Origin of the sequence: Streptomyces sp. NPDC014733 (assembly GCF_043083385.1) — a bacterium.
In the GTDB taxonomy this organism is placed as follows: domain Bacteria; phylum Actinomycetota; class Actinomycetes; order Streptomycetales; family Streptomycetaceae; genus Streptomyces.
Genome location: NZ_JBIBYO010000005.1, coordinates 224,589 through 240,725 on the forward strand (window position 1 = coordinate 224,589; position 16,137 = coordinate 240,725).

The 16,137-nt window shown below is 74.3% G+C and carries 10 protein-coding genes; 7 read left to right on the plus strand and 3 right to left on the minus strand.

What is annotated here, in order from left to right; genetic code table 11:
- Nucleotides 1-116: 116 nt before the first annotated feature.
- Nucleotides 117-1,010 (minus strand): 3-methyl-2-oxobutanoate hydroxymethyltransferase, encoded by an 894-nt coding sequence (gene panB / locus ACF1BH_RS14800; protein WP_391642848.1) that lies wholly within the window; start codon nt 1,008-1,010, stop codon nt 117-119.
- Nucleotides 1,011-1,206: 196 nt separating this feature from the next.
- Here panB and ACF1BH_RS14805 point away from each other — a divergent pair, with 196 nt between their 5' ends.
- The 4 genes from ACF1BH_RS14805 to ACF1BH_RS14820 all read left to right on the plus strand — a co-directional run bounded on the left by ACF1BH_RS14805 (nt 1,207) and on the right by ACF1BH_RS14820 (nt 6,267).
- A complete protein-coding gene (locus ACF1BH_RS14805; protein WP_391642849.1) occupies nt 1,207-2,826 on the plus strand; it encodes an MFS transporter in 1,620 nt (539 codons plus the stop codon).
- Nucleotides 2,823-3,446, plus strand: coding sequence for a TetR/AcrR family transcriptional regulator (locus tag ACF1BH_RS14810; protein WP_391642850.1), 624 nt, complete (start codon nt 2,823-2,825; stop codon nt 3,444-3,446). Before ACF1BH_RS14805 ends, ACF1BH_RS14810 begins: the two co-directional genes overlap by 4 nt.
- 240 nt (nt 3,447-3,686) lie before the next feature.
- Nucleotides 3,687-4,703 carry an endonuclease/exonuclease/phosphatase family protein gene (locus ACF1BH_RS14815; RefSeq protein WP_391643072.1) on the plus strand — a complete coding sequence of 339 codons (1,017 nt, stop codon included), beginning with the start codon at nt 3,687-3,689 and terminating at the stop codon, nt 4,701-4,703.
- Nucleotides 4,704-5,037: 334 nt separating this feature from the next.
- Nucleotides 5,038-6,267 (plus strand): MFS transporter, encoded by a 1,230-nt coding sequence (locus ACF1BH_RS14820; protein ID WP_391642851.1) that lies wholly within the window; start codon nt 5,038-5,040, stop codon nt 6,265-6,267.
- 25 nt (nt 6,268-6,292) lie between these two features.
- On the opposite strand, the gene ACF1BH_RS14825 is transcribed toward ACF1BH_RS14820, so the two are convergent.
- The gene (locus tag ACF1BH_RS14825; protein WP_391642852.1) at nt 6,293-8,047 is read right to left on the minus strand and encodes an NAD+ synthase; all 1,755 of its coding nucleotides are present in this window, start codon (nt 8,045-8,047) and stop codon (nt 6,293-6,295) included.
- A 148-nt stretch (nt 8,048-8,195) separates the two neighbouring features.
- A complete protein-coding gene (locus ACF1BH_RS14830) occupies nt 8,196-9,800 on the minus strand; it encodes a multicopper oxidase family protein (RefSeq protein ID WP_391642853.1) in 1,605 nt (534 codons plus the stop codon).
- Between the two features lie 756 nt (nt 9,801-10,556).
- On the opposite strand from ACF1BH_RS14830, the gene ACF1BH_RS14835 reads away from it, so the two are divergent.
- From ACF1BH_RS14835 to ACF1BH_RS14845, 3 genes are all read left to right on the plus strand, one after another.
- Nucleotides 10,557-11,378: an alpha/beta fold hydrolase gene (locus ACF1BH_RS14835; RefSeq protein WP_391643073.1), complete on the plus strand. Its 822-nt coding sequence runs from the start codon at nt 10,557-10,559 to the stop codon at nt 11,376-11,378.
- A gap of 312 nt (nt 11,379-11,690) precedes the next feature.
- Complete coding sequence (gene glnA, locus ACF1BH_RS14840) at nt 11,691-13,052, plus strand: type I glutamate--ammonia ligase (RefSeq protein WP_345083548.1); 1,362 nt, start codon at nt 11,691-11,693, stop codon at nt 13,050-13,052.
- Nucleotides 13,053-13,108: 56 nt separating this feature from the next.
- Nucleotides 13,109-16,132 (plus strand): bifunctional [glutamine synthetase] adenylyltransferase/[glutamine synthetase]-adenylyl-L-tyrosine phosphorylase, encoded by a 3,024-nt coding sequence (locus tag ACF1BH_RS14845; protein ID WP_391642854.1) that lies wholly within the window; start codon nt 13,109-13,111, stop codon nt 16,130-16,132.
- Nucleotides 16,133-16,137: the final 5 nt, after the last annotated feature.

Consider the following 16,137-nt stretch of genomic DNA (forward strand, 5'->3'; position numbering starts at 1 on the left):
CACGGTGCCGGGCCCCGCCGACACCGCACCGACATCCCGCCGACACCGGTCGGGCCACGGCCACGGACCGCCGACACGGGGCCGGTACGCGCACGTACCGGCCCCGGTCGCCCTGCCTAGTGGAAGGTGTGCCGCTCCTCCGGGAACGTCCCGGCGACGACCTCCTCGGCGAACTCCTTCGCCGCGCCGCCCAGCAGCTCCCGCAGGGCGAGGTACTGCTTGACGAACTTCGGCACCCGGCCGGCGGTCATCCCGGCCATGTCCGTCCACACCAGCACCTGCGCATCGCACTCCGCGCCGGCGCCGATGCCGACGGTCGGGATGTGCAGCGATCGCGTGACCTCGGCGGCCAGCTCCGCCGGGACCGCCTCCAGGACCACCGCGAAGGCGCCCGCGTCCTGCACCGCCTTGGCGTCCCGCAGCAACTGCTGCGCCGCCTCCTCACCGCGGCCCTGGACCGGGTAGCCGCCGAACGCGTGGACCGACTGCGGGGTCAGCCCGATGTGCGCCATGACGGGGATCCCGGCGGACACCAGCAGCTCCACCTGGTGCGCGGAGCGCTCCCCGCCCTCCAGCTTCACGGCCCCGGCGCCGGTCTCCTTGACCAGCCGGGTGGCGTTGCGGAGCGCCTGGACGGGACCCTCCTGGTACGCGCCGAACGGCAGGTCGGCGACGATCAGGGCCCGGTCGGTGCCGCGGACGACGGCGGCGGACAGCAGGGCGATCTCGTCCATCGTGACCGGCACGGTCGTCTCGTAGCCGAGGTGGCAGTTGCCCATCGAGTCGCCGACCAGGAGGACGGGGATCCCGGCCTCGTCGAAGACCGAGGCGGTCATCGCGTCGTAGGCGGTCAGCATCGGCCATTTCTCCCCGCGCCGCTTGGCGGCGGCGATGTCACGGACGGTGACCCGGCGGGAGCGGGTGCCGCCGTAGAGGGTCTTGCCGGGCTCGGCGGGCGGCGGCGCCGAGGGCTCCGCGGACGGTTTCCGGGCAGGCGAAAGCTGCGTCATGGTGACGGCTCCTGTTCTCATCTCGAAGCGCCCTGACGGCGTCTCCGGACTCCCCTCCATGCTGGCACGCGCCGCCGGGACGGGGAAGGGGGAGTCGTGCCGGCGGGGCCGGGCCGCCGGCACGGCGTACCCGCGGCGCTCCGGCCGTACACCGATACGGAACGGTCCCGTATCGAAAGGCGGTACGCTGGCGGGCATGGCCAACTCCCCGATCCGCTCCGGCGGCCCGAGCCCCGGCCGCGTCGACGCGGCCGTGCACCGCCGCCGCTGGGTGATCCTCTCCGTGCTCATGCTGAGCCTGCTGATCGTGGTGCTCGACAACTCCATCCTCAACGTCGCGATGAAGACCATCGCCACCCCCGCACCCACCGGTCTGGGCGCCACCCAGAGCGAGCTGGAGTGGGCGATCAACGCCTACACGCTGGTCTTCGCCGGGCTGCTGTTCACCGCGGGCCTGCTCGGCGACCGCCTCGGCCGCAAGAAGGTCCTGCTGTTCGGGCTGGCGGTGTTCGGCGCCGGATCGGTGCTCGCCGCGTTCGCCGCCTCACCCGTCGAGCTGATCACCTTCCGCGCGCTGATGGGCCTGGGCGGCGCCTTCGTGATGCCCGCGACCCTCGCCATCCTGATGAACGTCTTCGAGCGCGAGGAGCAGCCCAAGGCGATCGGCATCTGGGCGGGCGGGGTGGGCCTGGCCATCGCCATCGGCCCGATCGCCGGCGGACTGCTGCTCGACCACTTCTGGTGGGGCTCGGTCTTCCTGATCAACGTTCCGATCGTGCTGATCGCGCTGGTCGCGATGGTCTTCCTGGTGCCCGACTCCCGCGACCCGGCGCCCGGCCGCCTCGACCCGGTCGGCGTCGCGCTCTCCGTCGTCGGCCTGGTCCTGCTGGTCTACGGCATCATCAAGGGCGGTCAGCTCGCCGACTTCACCGACCCCGAGGTCGTCGGCACCGTCCTCGGCGGCGTCGCCGTCCTCGCGCTCTTCGTCCTCCAGCAGAAGCGCAGCGACCACCCGTCCATCGACATCGGCTACTTCCGCAACCCGGCCTTCTCCGCCGCCGTCGGCGCCATAGCGCTGGTCTTCTTCGCGCTGATGGGCGTCACCTTCTTCATCGTCTTCTACGTGCAGAGCGTGCGCGGCCACACCCCGCTGGAGTCGGGGCTGCTGATCCTGCCGCTGGCCGCGGCACAGATGATCTTCGCGCCGCGCGCCCGGCACGTCGTCGACCGCTTCGGCGCCCGCGCGGTGTGCACCGCCGGGATGCTGAGCGTCGCCGTCACCATGGCCGGGATGCTGGTGCTCGGCACCGACACCCCGATGTGGGTGATGGAGGTGCTGTTCTTCCTCCAGGGCACCGGCATGGCGCACATCATGCCGCCGGTCACCGTCTCGATCATGCAGGCGCTGCCCCGCGAGAAGGCCGGCTCCGGCTCGGCGCTCAACAACACCTTCCGGCAGGTCGGCGGCACCCTCGGCGTCGCGGTCCTCGGCTCGGTGCTCTCCACGGCCTACCGCGACGGGATCAAGGCCACCCTCGACGCCGTCCCCGGGCTCCCCGGACCGGCGCGGCACGCCGCCGGCGAGTCCATCGAGGCCACCCTCGGCGTCGCCGCCCGGCTGGGCCCCGCCGGACGGCCCCTGGTCGCCGCCGCGCAGGACGCCTTCGTCCACGCCATGCACCTCACCGCGCTCGTCTCGTCCGGCATCGCACTCTTCGGCGCCGCGGTGGTCGCGGTCTTCCTGCCCGGCCGTCCGGCGCCCGCCGTGCCCGTCGCCGCCCCGCGCCCCGACGAGACCGAACGGGCCCCGCGATGACCGGCCCCGGACCGTCCGCCCCGGAGCCGGCCGGGGACGGGCGCCGCGGCCGTCCCCGCTCCGCCGCGGCGGACACCGCCATCATCGAGGCGGTGCTGCGCCTGATCGAGGAGGGCGCCTCCATCGGCGACCTGTCCATGGAGGGCATCGCGCGCGCCGCCGGCGTCGGCAAGGCCACCGTCTACCGCCGCTGGTCCGGCAAGAACGCCCTGCTCCTGGACGTCATCCGCTCCCTGGACGACGACCTCCCCCCGGCGCGCGGCGCCTCCGTCCGCGACGACCTCGTCGCCATGCTGGAGCATCTGCGCCACCGTGGCCTGGTCAAACGCCACTCCGCGGTCTTCCGCACCGTCCTCACCCACGTCCAGGCGCAGCCCGACGTCTGGCGCGAGTACCACGACACGGTCATACGGGCCCGCCGCGAGGCGATGCACGCCGTGCTGCGGCGCGGGATCGACCGGGGCGAGATCCGCGCCGACCGCGAGGTGGGCGTGCTCGCCGATCTCTTCGTCGGCCCGATGCTGGCGCGCGCCCTCCTCGACGAGCGTCAGGCGCTGCCCGAAGGGCTCGCCGAGCAGATCGTCGACACGGTGCTGGAGGGGGTGCGCCCGCGCCCCTGACGCACGGCGCCCGGACTGCGCGGGGGGCGCCCGGCGGCGTGCCGCGCGCCGGGGCGGACGGACGCATGTGCCCGTTCTGTCACAGGATGCGGTACGGCACCCGCGGCCGGAACTTTCCGCCGTGGGCACCTCGTCACTACGGGTGGAATGGCACCGCCCCACGATCACCTAGGGTCGGTGGGCGGAGTCGAGGCCGCGGCGGAACAGAGCAGTGAGGGAAGCGGAATGGCGCAGGCGTACATGACGGAGCCGGAGCAGGGGCCCGGCCCTGAACAGACCGGTTCCCGGGCCGAGCGTCTGCGCAGGTGGTGGCAGCCGGAGCGGATGTGGCGGCGCGGCATCGTCCTCGCGGTGCTGGCCGTGGCGCTCGGTCTGCTGATGCTGCTGCACGCCAAGGTCCCCAACACCGTGGGCAACCTCGGCAGCCTGCTGGAGACGTTCCTGCCGTGGGTCGGACTGGCCGTCCCGCTGCTGCTCGTGCTGGCGGTGGTGCGCCGCTCGGCGACCGCGCTGATCGCGCTGGTGCTGCCGGTCTTCGCCTGGGTCAACCTCTTCGGCGGCCAGCTCATCGGCAAGGCGGGCACCGGCGGCGACCTGACGTTCCTCACCCACAACGTCGACGCCGGCAACCCGGACCCCGCGGGCACCGCCCGCGACCTCGTCGCCGCCGACGCGGACGTCGTCGCCCTGGAGGAGGTCACCGCCCAGGCGCTGCCCGCCTACAAGAAGGGCCTCGCGGCGGCGTACCCGTACCACGCGGTCAAGGGCACCGTCGGCCTCTGGAGCAAGCGGCCGCTGTCCGACGCGTCGGCGGTGCCGATCAAGATGGGCTGGACGCGCGCGCTGCGCGCCACGCTGACCGCGCCGGACGGCGAGAAGATCGCGGTGTACGTCGCGCACCTGCCCTCGGTACGGGTCAAGGTCAAGGCGGGCTTCACCGCCAGCCAGCGCGACGACAGCGCCGCCGCGCTCGGCAAGGCCGTCTCGCAGGAGCCGCTGCACCGCGTGGTCCTCCTCGGCGACCTCAACGGCACGATGAACGACCGCTCGCTGGCGCCGGTCACCTCCCAGATGCGGTCGGCGCAGGGCGCGGCGGGCGACGGTTTCGGCTTCACCTGGCCGCAGTCGTTCCCGATGGCCCGGATCGACCAGATCATGACCCGGAACCTGGAGCCGGTGGCTGCCTGGACGCTGCCCGCCACCGGCAGCGACCACCTCCCGATCGCCGCCTCGATCAACCTCGACGGCGGCTCCTGACCCCAGCGGCCACCGGGCGGGCGGAACGGCGACGTTCCGCCCGCTCCGGCATGTCCGGGGCCGTACGGGAGCCGGACCCGCGGGGCGCCCGCCGGCCCGTACGCGACGGCCCCGCCCGCGCACCGCGCCCCCGTGGGAGACGGGTCCCGCCCACCGCACCGTGCGCGACGCCACACCCCGGGGTCACACCGCCGTCACCCCCCGGAATTCCGGACCTGCCAGACTTTGTTCCGTCCCCGAACTTATGACGGTGCCACCGAGGCGATCCGGCGGCGTGGCCCGCCCGGACACCCGTGCCCGTCGCCCGCCCGCGTCCCGCTCCGAAAGGTCTCCCATGCCCTTGGCTCTGCTCGCGCTCGCGATCTCGGCCTTCGGAATAGGCACCACAGAATTCGTGATGATGGGCCTGCTGCCCAACGTCGCGGACGATCTGGGCACCTCCGTGCCCACCGCCGGCCACCTCGTCTCCGCCTACGCGCTCGGCGTCGTCATCGGCGCGCCGCTGCTGACCGCGCTCGGCTCCCGCGTCCCCCGCAAGCCGATGCTGGTGGCGCTGATGGCGCTCTTCACCGCCGGCAACCTCGCCTCCGCCCTCGCCCCCGACTTCCCACTGCTGATCGCCGGGCGGCTGCTGGCGGGGCTGCCGCACGGCGCGTTCTTCGGCATCGGCGCGGTGGTCGCCGCCCGGCTGGTGCGCGAGGGGCGGCAGGCGCGCGCCGTCGCCACGATGTTCCTCGGCCTGACCGTCGCCAACATCGTCGGCGTGCCCGCCGCGACCCTCCTCGGCCAGCACCTCGGCTGGCGCGCCACCTTCCTCGTCGTCGCGGGCATCGGCGTCGTCGCGATGGCCGCGCTGGCCCGGCTGGTGCCGCCGCTGCCCGCCGGGGAGCGCAGCGGGATCGGCCGCGAACTGCGTGCCCTCGCCGGACGGCAGGTGCTGCTCGGGCTGCTCACCACGGTCCTCGGCTTCGCCGGGGTCTTCGCCTTCTACAGCTACCTCGCCTCGGCGCTGACCGAGGTCGCCGGCTTCTCCGAGACCTCCGTGACGGTCGTCCTCGCCCTCTTCGGCATCGGTATGACGCTCGGCGCCCTCGCCGCCGGACCGCTCACCGACCGGGCGCTGCGCCCCACCCTCTACGGTTCGCTGGCCGCCCTCGCCGCCGTCCTCGCGCTCTTCCCGCTGGCCGCGCCGCACCAGCCGCTCGTGCTGGTCGCCGTCGTCCTGATCGGCGCCGTCGGCTTCATGACGACCACCCCACTGCAGATGCTGGTGATGGAGAAGGCTCAGGGCGCGCCGACGCTGGCCGCCGCCTCCAACCAGTCGGCGTTCAACCTCGCCAACGCGGGTGGCGCCTGGGCGGGCGGCCTGGCCCTGTCGGCGCGCTGGGGCTGGACCTCGCCCGCCCTCGTCGGCGCGGGACTGGCCGCCGCGGGACTGGCGGTCGCCGTCACCGCCGGACTCCTGGACCGTACGGAGAAGGGCGACGCCTCCCGGGTGGTGGCCCGCGGTGGTGGTCCGGAGGCGGCCGCGGAGGCCACCGCGCCCGCCGACCACCACGGCTGACCGCGCCCGCCCGGCGCGGTACGCCTCAGGCGCCCTCCCGCCACAGGTTGGTGACCGGCAGCCGCCGGTCCTTGCCGAACCCCTTCACGGAGATCTTGGTGCCCGGCGGGTACTGCCGTCGCTTGTACTCCGCCGCGTCCACCATCCGCAGCACCCGTACCACCAACGCGTCGTCGAACCCCTCCGCGACGATCTCGGCCCGCCCCCGGTCCCCGTCGACGTACCGTTCCAGGATCCGGTCGAGGACGGCGTAGTCGGGCAGCGTGTCGGTGTCGAGCTGGCCGGGGCGGAGTTCGGCGCTGGGCGGTTTGGTGAGGGTGTGCTCCGGGATCGGCGGGGTGGCGCCCCGCTCGGCGGCCGCGGCGTTCCGCCGGCGGGCCAGTGCGTAGACCTCGCTCTTGTAGACGTCCTTGATCGGCCCGAACGCGCCGACGGAATCGCCGTAGAGCGTGGAGTAGCCGCAGGCCAGCTCGGATTTGTTGCCGGGGGCGAGGACGAGGTGGCCCTCCTGGTTGGAGAGCGCCATCAGCGTGGTGCCGCGCACCCGCGACTGCAGGTTCTCCTCCGCCGTCCCGCTCAGCTCCAGCGACGCCATGTACGCGTCGACCATCGGCCCGATCGGCACCGTACGGAACGCCAGCCCGGTGCGGCGGGCCAGTTCGGCGGCGTCGGTGAGCGAGTGCTCCGAGGAGTACGCGGACGGCATCGCGACGCCGTGGACGTTCCGGGGGCCCAGCGCGTCGCAGGCGAGCGTGGCCACCAGCGCCGAGTCGATACCGCCGGACAGGCCCAGCACCACGCTGCGGAAGCCGTTCTTCGTGACGTACGCCCGCACCCCGGTGACCAGCGCGGTGTAGATCTCGTCCAGGTCCGACAGCCGCTCCGCCGCGCCGCCCAGGCTCTGCGGGGGGTAGGCGGGCAGCGGGTCGGCGGAGAGCGTGACGTGGTCGATGCGCAGCCCGTCGTCGATCACCCCGGACGGCGGCTCGGCGGCGGCCCCGGGCAGCTCCAGATCGACCAGGAGGCACCCCTCGGCGAACTGCGCGGCCCGCGCCAGGACCCGGCCGTCGGGGGAGACCACCAGCGAGTCGCCGTCGAAGACCAGCTCGTCCTGGCCACCGGTCATCGCCAGGTAGGCGGTGGTGCACCCGGCCTCCCGGGCCCGGCGGCGCACCAGCTCCAGGCGGGTGTCGTCCTTGTGCCGCTCGTACGGGGAGGCGTTGAGGGAGAGCAGCAGCCCGGCACCGGCGGTGCGGGCGGCGGGCACCCGGCCGCCGTCCTGCCAGAGGTCCTCGCAGATCGCCAGCGCCACATCGACGCCGTGCACCCGCACCACGGGCAGCGTGTCGCCGGGCACGAAGTACCGGAACTCGTCGAAGACGCCGTAGTTGGGCAGATGGTGCTTGGCGAAGCGCAGCGCGACCCGGCCGCGGTGCAGCACCGCCGCCGCGTTCCGCGGCGCCCCGGCGGGCCGTCCGAAGCGCGCCGGCTCCGGTGCGCCGCGGTCGAGGTACCCGACGACGACGGGGAGGTCGCCCAGCCCCTCGGTGGCCAGCTGCCCGGCCAGCTCCGTCAGCGCCGCCCGGCTCGCCTCGACGAACGACGGGCGCAGCGCGAGGTCCTCGACGGGATAGCCGGTCAGCGCCATCTCGGGGAAGGCGACGAGGTGCGCGCCCTGCTGCGCGGCGCCCCGCGTCCAGTGGAGCAGCGTCCCGGTGTTGCGCGCGAGCGCGCCCACACAGGTGTCGATCTGGTTCAGGGCGAGCCGAAGCTGAGGCACCCCACCATTTTATTCGTCCGCCCGGCGCGGCAGGGGTCGGGAAGGTTACGGGGCCGGCGGCCGCGTTACGGGCGGATGACGGGGCGCGGACGCCCGGCCGGGCGAGGGGCGGCGGCCCGCGGCGCCCGGCCGCCGCCCCTCAACTCCCTTACACGCGGGGCTCGTCGCGGTATCCGAGCACCGTCATCATCCCGCTCTCCGAGTGGTACACGTTGTGGCAGTGCAGCATCCACAGGCCCGGGTTGTCGGCGTCCAGGTGGACCCGGATGGTGTGGCCCGGGCGCACGATGACGGTGTCCTTGCGCGCCCCGCCGTACGTCAGCTCGAAGGGGTGGCCGTGCAGATGCATCGGGTGCCACATCGGGGAGTGATTGCGGAACACCAGCTCCACCCGCTCGCCCTCGCGGACGGGGTAGCGCTGCGACGACGTGTACGGCTTGTGGTTGATCGCCCAGTCGAAGCGGCGCATCGACCCGGTCAGCACCAGCTCGTGGCGGCGGTCGACCTCGCGGTCGGGCAGCCGTACCGATTCCGCACAGTCCAGGTCGAACGCGGTGACCAGCTTCCCGTCCAGCTCCTGCGGGCGGGTGCCGGGGCCGGGCGCCGCGCCGCCGCCGGTCCGCAGTACGGCCTGGGCCAGGTGCTTCTTGCCCTCGGCGAGCGCGGTCAGCGGGAAGACGCCGTCCTTGGCGGTGACCAGCACGTCGTAGCGCTCGCTCATCCCGATCAGCAGCGTGTCGGTGTCGGCGTGCTCGACGGGGTGGCCGTCGGTGTGGGTGAGGGTCATGGTGTGCCCGCCGAGCGCCACCCGGTAGGCGGTGTCGCCGCCCGCGTTGATGATGCGGATGCGGATGCGGTCGCCGGGGGCGGCGGTGAAGGTCTCCGGGTCGTCCGCGGTCCGTCCGTTGATCAGGTGCAGCGGGTAGTCGACGTTGCCCGCCTCGCCGCCGAGCAGATCGCTGTGGGAGCGCTTCAGCATCCGCGACGGGCCCTTCGGCTCCGGCGCGGCGGCCCGCATCTCGTGGCCGCTGCTCATGCCGTGGTTCAGCTCCTTGAGGATGGCGTCCGGGTCGGAGCCGTCGATCCCGTCCACCCAGTCGTCGAGGACGACCACCCACTCCTTGTCGTACGCGAGCGGCTCCCGGGGGTCCTCGATGATCAGCGGCCCGTACAGCCCGCGGTCCTGCTGGACGCCGACGTGCGGGTGGTAGTAGTACGTGCCCGGCCGCTGCGTCATGTAGCGGTACGTGAAGGACTCCCCGGGGGGTACCGCGTCCTGGGTGATGCCGGGGACCCCGTCCATGTCGTTGCGGAGGGTCAGGCCGTGCCAGTGGACGGTGGTGGCTTGCGGCAGCTGGTTGGCGAAGTCGACCGCCAGCATGTCGCCGGCGGCCACCCGGATCTCCGGCCCGGTCAGTGCACCGCCGTAGGTCCAGGTGCGGACGGCGCGGCCGCCGAGCTGGACGAGGGCGGGCGTGGCGAGCAGGGACAACTGCCGCACGGGGCCGTTGCCGCGCCGCTTCTCGGCGTCGCGGACCTGGGGCCCGCCGGGCGTGACGTAGCCGGCCGGGACGTCGCCGGGGGCGGCCGCCGCGCCCCTGCCGCCGGCCGGGCGGGCGACGGCGGTGCCGCCCGCGCCGAGCAGCCCGGCGGCGACGGCGGCGGCTCCCGCGCCGAGCAGCGCCCGCCGTCCGGGTTCGGCGGGACGGGCGGACGGTTCGGTCTGGGGGCGGGAGGGGCGCTCAGGTCGCATGGAGTACCTCGGGGTGTCGGTGGGCGCCCGGCCGGATGGGCGGACGGGACGGAACGAGCGTGGTGCAAAAGTGAATGAATGCGGACAAATCGCCAGTGGGGGAGTGGGTGGAGGGAAGGCGGGTGGGGGTGTCGGGTGGGTGCCGGTGACGGCGCGCGGCAGACCCGGCGGTCGGGTGGTGCCTCGCGGGGCACCTTACGACCTGGGACCCGCGAATCCGCGGCGTCGCGGCGCCCACCCGGACGCCACTCCTCCCTCCGGGGTCATCCGCCACTCCGGGTCGTTACCCCCGTGGGGTATCCACCGGGTGGTGGAGGCGCCGTACGGCGACGGCGCCCGGAGCATTCGGCGCCTGCCCGCGGCGCACGGCCCGCGCGCCGCCCCGCGCGCCCGCTCCCGCCGGCCTCGCCCCGCCCGCGGGGGAGGCGCCGTGCGGGTCGGGGGAACCGCAGGGCCGGGTGGGCGGGAGAGCCCCTGGACCGGGCGGGCGAATCTCGACGCCGGGTGGGCGGGAGAATCGGTGGTGGGAGGGAAGAAACCGAGCAGGGCGCGGCCGGGGGCGGTGCGAGACGGATGAGCGGGAGGCCGCGGATGAACCGCAGCAGGGGTAGCAGTCACGACAGCAGCCACGACAGCGGCAGCCGCGGGAGCGGCGGCCAGGAGGGCACGTTCCCCGGCGGTGCGGGCCGCGCGCCGGACCGGCCCCGTGGCGCGGGCGCCACGGACGGCCCGGGCCCCGGCGCGCCGCCCGGCCGGATGCTGCGCGTCGACGGCGTGCCGCTGCACGTCCTCCGGGAGGGCACCGGCCCCGCCGTGGTGCTCTGCGGCGGCCTCGGCATGGCCTGGTTCGACTGGGAGGCGGTGACCGCCCTGCTCGCGCCGGACCGCACCGTCATCCGCTTCGACCGCCCGGGCCTGGGCCTGAGCGCCCCCGCGCCCGGCCCGCCGACCGCCGCCGCCGAGGCCGACCGGATCGCCCATGTCCTCGACGCGCTCGGCCACCCGGGCCCGGCCACCGTCGTCGGCCACTCCATGGCCGCCTTCCACGCCGAGGCGTTCGCCCGGCTCCACCCGCACCGCTGCGCGGGCCTCGTCCTCGCCGACGGTTCCCTCGCCGACCCGGCCCGCCCGGTGCTGCCGCGCGCCGTCCGGCACGCCTGGGCGGGCGGCGTGGCGGGCGCCGCCTCCGCCGCCGGACTGCCCCGCGCCCTCGGTCCGGCGGGCCGCCGGCTGATCTCCCGCGCCGGGGCGCTCGGCCCGCACCCCGCGCACCCCTGGGAGCGCACCACGTACCGCACCAGCCGGGTGGTGCGTGCCTGCGCGCTGGAGAACGCCGCCCACCCCTACCAGGCGGCGGAGGTGGCGGCGCTGCGTCCGCGGCGTGCGCTGCCACCCGTACCGGTGACGGTCCTCGCGGCGTACGGCGGCGGGGAGACCCCCCGTGAGCTGCGATGGCTGGAGCGGCAGCGGGGGCTCGCCGCGGAGCTGGGTGGCCGATTCGTGGTGGCCGCGCCCGCCGGACATCTGCTGATGGCCGACGCGCCGGAGGCCGTCGCCCGCGCCGTGCGCGAGCTGTGACCGGGCCGCGCTCCCGGCACCCCATGGGCGGGTCAACGGCGCCTCCCCGGGAGGTCAGGAGTGCGCCAAGCCGCCGGTTTGCCCTGCCGCGGCCCGTGACAGACGGCGCCCGGGCGCCCCACGCTGACCTTGGCGGGCCCGCCGGGCGCGCCCCGGACACGACGGGCGGTGGCCCGAGGACACGGCCGGGCGGTTCTGAATCAGGCCAAGGGTGCGTAATGTGACGGTAACCCCCGCGCGTGATACTGGTGTGCCACACGATGTGATCCCACACGTGGGACGGGCTGATTGACCTGCAAGGATTGGTGAACCATGGACAAGCAGCAGGAGTTTGTGCTCCGCACGCTGGAGGAGCGTGACATCCGTTTCGTACGGCTGTGGTTCACCGATGTGCTCGGGTTCCTGAAGTCCGTGGCGGTCGCGCCCGCCGAGCTTGAGCAGGCGTTCGACGAGGGCATCGGCTTCGACGGCTCCGCCATCGAGGGCTTCGCCCGGGTCTACGAGTCCGACATGATCGCCAAGCCGGATCCGGGCACCTTCCAGATCCTGCCCTGGCGCGCCGAAGGCCCCGGCACCGCCCGGATGTTCTGCGACATCCTGATGCCCGACGGCTCCCCCTCGTACGCCGACCCGCGCTACGTCCTCAAGCGCATCCTGGCGAAGACCTCCGACCTCGGCTTCACCTTCTACACCCACCCCGAGATCGAGTTCTTCCTGCTCAAGGACAAGCCGGTGGACGGCCGCCGGCCCACCCCCGGCGACTCCTCCGGCTACTTCGACCACACCCCGCAGAACGTCGGCATGGACTTCCGCCGCCAGGCGATCACGATGCTCGAATCGATGGGCATCTCCGTGGAGTTCAGCCACCACGAGGGCGCCCCGGGCCAGCAGGAGATCGACCTGCGGTACGCCGACGCGCTGTCGACCGCCGACAACATCATGACGTTCCGGCTGGTCATGAAGCAGGTGGCGCTGGAGCAGGGCGTGCAGGCGACGTTCATGCCCAAGCCGTTCTCCGAGTACCCCGGCTCCGGGATGCACACCCACCTCTCCCTCTTCGAGGGCGACCGCAACGCCTTCCACGAGTCCGGCGCCGAGTACCAACTCTCCAAGGTCGGCCGGTCGTTCATCGCCGGACTGCTCCGCCACGCCGGGGAGATCTCCGCCGTCACCAACCAGTGGGTCAACTCCTACAAGCGCATCTGGGGCGGCACCAACCGCACCGCCGGCGCCGGCGGCGAGGCCCCCTCGTACATCTGCTGGGGCCACAACAACCGCTCCGCGCTGATCCGGGTGCCGATGTACAAGCCCGGCAAGATGGGCTCCACCCGCGTCGAGGTCCGCTCCATCGACTCCGGCGCCAACCCGTACCTGACCTACGCGGTCCTCCTCGCCGCCGGACTCAAGGGCATCGAGGAGGGCTACGAACTGCCGCCCGGCGCCGACGACGACGTCTGGGCGCTGACCGACGCCGAGCGCCGCGCGATGGGCATCGAGCCGCTGCCGCAGAACCTCGGCGAGGCCATCGACCTGATGGAGCGCAGCGAACTGGTCGCCGAAACCCTCGGCGAGCACGTCTTCGACTTCTTCCTGCGCAACAAGAAGCAGGAGTGGGAGGAGTACCGCTCCGAGGTCACCGCCTTCGAACTGCGCAAGATGCTGCCGGTCCTGTAGTCCACCCCCGCCGTCGCCCGGCCCGGCGGCCGGGCGGACCCCGAGAGGCGCCCGCCATGGCACAACCCGCTCCGCAGGGCCGGCGGAGCAGCACCTTCACCCGGCTGCTGCGCCACGGCTTCACCGACCCGTCGGCCGCCGCCCGGCTGCTCCGGACACCCGAACTCGCCGCCGTGCACGAGGACCCGGTGCTGCTGGAGGCGTTCTCCGGTGTCGCCGACCCGGATCAGGCGCTGCTCGGGCTGGTCCGGCTCGTCGAGGCGCAGGACGAGGCGGAGCGGCAGCGGCTGCTGGCCACGCTGGTCACCGCGAAGCCGCTGCGGGACCGGCTGCTGGGCGTCATGGGCGCCTCCGAGGCGCTCGCCGACCACCTCGCCCGCCATCCGCGCGACTGGCAGTCGCTCGTCACGTACGAGGCGGCCGACCTCCACCCGGCCACCCCGGAGTTCGAGGAGGCGCTCGCCGAGGGCGTCTGGGGCGAGGAGGGCTCCGCGCTGCCGCGGCCGGACGCGCTGCGGATCGCCTACCGCCGCTGCCTGCTGGGCATCGCCGCGCGCGACGTGTGCGGCACCACCGACGTCAGCGAGGCCGCCGCCGAGCTGGCCGACCTGGCGACGGCGACCCTCCGCGCCGCCCTGCAGATCGCCTCCGAGGAGGCGCCGGGCGACGCCGCCGTCTGCCGCCTCGCCGTCATCGCGATGGGCAAGTGCGGCGGCCGGGAGCTGAACTACGTCTCGGACGTCGACGTCGTCTTCGTCGCCGAGGCCAAGGAGGGCACCGAGGAGGCGGCGGCGCTCCAGGCCGCGACCCGGCTGGCGGCGCGGCTGATGCGGGTCTGCTCGGACGTCACCGTCGAGGGCACCATCTGGCCGGTCGACGCCAACCTCCGCCCCGAGGGCCGCAACGGCCCGCTGGTCCGCACCCTCAGCAGCCACCTCGCCTACTACCAGCGCTGGGCCAAGACCTGGGAGTTCCAGGCGCTGCTGAAGGCCCGGCCGACGGCGGGCGACCCCGAGCTGGGCCGGGCGTACGTCGACGCCCTCGCCCCGCTGGTGTGGCAGGCCGCCGAGCGGGAGAACTTCGTCACCGACGTACGGCAGATGCGGCGCCGGGTGATCGCGGGCATCCCCGTCGCGGAGGTCGACCGGGAGCTGAAGCTCGGCCCCGGCGGGCTGCGGGACGTCGAGTTCGCCGTCCAGCTCCTCCAGCTGGTCCACGGCCGCAGCGACGCCACGCTGCGCAGCGCCACCACCCTCGACGCCCTCGCCGCGCTCGCCGCCGGCGGCTACGTCGGCCGTCAGGACGCCGCCGCCCTCGACGCCGCCTACCGCTTCCTGCGCACCCTGGAACACCGCATCCAGCTCCAGCGGATGCGCCGCACCCATCTGATGCCCGAGGGCGAGGCCGACCTGCGGCGGCTGGCCCGCTCCCTGGGCCTGCGCACCGAACCGGTCGACGCGCTGCGCGCCCAGTGGAAGTGGCACGCCCGTGAGGTGCGGCGGCTGCACGAGAAGCTCTTCTACCGCCCGCTGCTGGACGCCGTCGCCCACCTGGAGCCCGGCGAGATCCGCCTCTCGGCGAAGGCCGCCGGCCAGCGCCTCGAAGCGCTCGGCTACGCGGACCCGGTCGGTGCGCTGCGCCACATGGAGGCGCTGGCGTCCGGTGTGACCCGCAAGGCGGCGATCCAGCGGACGCTGCTGCCGGTGCTGCTCGGCTGGTTCGCCGACTCCGCCGACCCGGACGCCGGACTGCTCAACTTCCGCAAGGTCTCCGACGCGCTCGGCAAGACCCCCTGGTACCTGCGGCTGCTGCGCGACGAGGGCGCCGCCGCGGAGAACCTCGCCCGGGTGCTGTCCGGCGGCCGCCTCGCCCCCGATCTGCTGCTGCGCGCGCCCGAGGCGGTGGCGCTGCTCGGCGCCGCCGACGGGCTGCGCCCGCGCGGCCGCCTCGCGCTGGAGCAGGAGGTGCTGGCGGCGGTCGGCCGGGCGGACGGCGCGGAGGCGGCGGTGGCCGCGGCCCGCGGGGTGCGCCGCCGCGAACTGTTCCGCACCGCCGCCGCCGACCTGATCGGCGCGTACGGCACGGAGGACCACCCCGCCGAGGAGGACCACGGGCGGCTGCTGGACGCGGTCGGCTCCGCGGTCTCCGATCTGAACGCCGCGACGCTCGCCGGCGCGCTGCGCGCCGCCGTCCGGGAGAGCTGGGGCGACACCCTGCCGACCCGCTTCGCGGTGATCGGCATGGGCCGCTTCGGCGGCCACGAGCTGAGCTACGGCTCGGACGCCGATGTGCTCTTCGTCCACGAACCGCGCGAGGGCGCCGACGAACAGGAGGCCGCCAAGGCCGCCCGCGCCGTCGCCAACGAGATGCGCCGGCTGCTCCAACTCCCCTCCTCCGACCCGCCGTTGCCCATCGACGCGGACCTGCGCCCGGAAGGCCGCTCCGGCCCGCTGGTGCGCACCCTCGCCTCGTACGCCGCGTACTACCGGCGCTGGTCGCTGACGTGGGAGGCGCAGGCGCTGCTGCGCGCCGAACCGGTCGCGGGCGACGCCGAGCTGGGCCGCCGCTTCATCGATCTGATCGACCCGCTGCGCTACCCCGTCGAGGGCCTGCACGAGGACGCGGTCCGCGAGATCCGGCGCCTCAAGGCCCGGATGGAGTCCGAACGGCTGCCCCGCGGCGCCGACCCGACCACCCATGCCAAGCTGGGCCGCGGCGGGCTGAGCGATGTCGAGTGGACCGTCCAGCTCTTCCAGCTGCAGCACGGCTGGGAACTGCCCGGCCTGCGCACCACCCGCACCCGCGAGGCCCTGGCCGCCGCCCACCAGGCCGGGCTGATCGGCACCGAGGAGGCCCAGATCCTCGACGAGGCCTGGGTGCTCGCCGCCCGCGTCCGCAACGGCGTGATGCTGGTCCGCGGCCGCCCCGGCGACACCTTCCCCGCCGACGCCCGCGAACTGGCCGCCGTCGGCCGCTACCTCGGCTACGAGGAGGGCCACGTCGGCGACATGCTCGACGACTACCGCCGCCTCACCCGCCGCGCCCGCGGGGTGGTGGAGGAGGTGTTCTACGGGGGGTGAGGGCC

Coding starts and splice junctions, on each gene's coding strand:
- ACF1BH_RS14845 (WP_391642854.1), top strand. CDS start 13,109: ATGGCACAACCCGCTCCGCAGGGCCGGCGGAGCAGCACCTTCACCCGG.
- panB (WP_391642848.1), bottom strand. CDS start 1,010: ATGACGCAGCTTTCGCCTGCCCGGAAACCGTCCGCGGAGCCCTCGGCG.
- ACF1BH_RS14820 (WP_391642851.1), top strand. CDS start 5,038: ATGCCCTTGGCTCTGCTCGCGCTCGCGATCTCGGCCTTCGGAATAGGC.
- ACF1BH_RS14830 (WP_391642853.1), bottom strand. CDS start 9,800: ATGCGACCTGAGCGCCCCTCCCGCCCCCAGACCGAACCGTCCGCCCGT.
- ACF1BH_RS14835 (WP_391643073.1), top strand. CDS start 10,557: ATGCTGCGCGTCGACGGCGTGCCGCTGCACGTCCTCCGGGAGGGCACC.
- glnA (WP_345083548.1), top strand. CDS start 11,691: ATGGACAAGCAGCAGGAGTTTGTGCTCCGCACGCTGGAGGAGCGTGAC.
- ACF1BH_RS14815 (WP_391643072.1), top strand. CDS start 3,687: ATGACGGAGCCGGAGCAGGGGCCCGGCCCTGAACAGACCGGTTCCCGG.
- ACF1BH_RS14805 (WP_391642849.1), top strand. CDS start 1,207: ATGGCCAACTCCCCGATCCGCTCCGGCGGCCCGAGCCCCGGCCGCGTC.
- ACF1BH_RS14810 (WP_391642850.1), top strand. CDS start 2,823: ATGACCGGCCCCGGACCGTCCGCCCCGGAGCCGGCCGGGGACGGGCGC.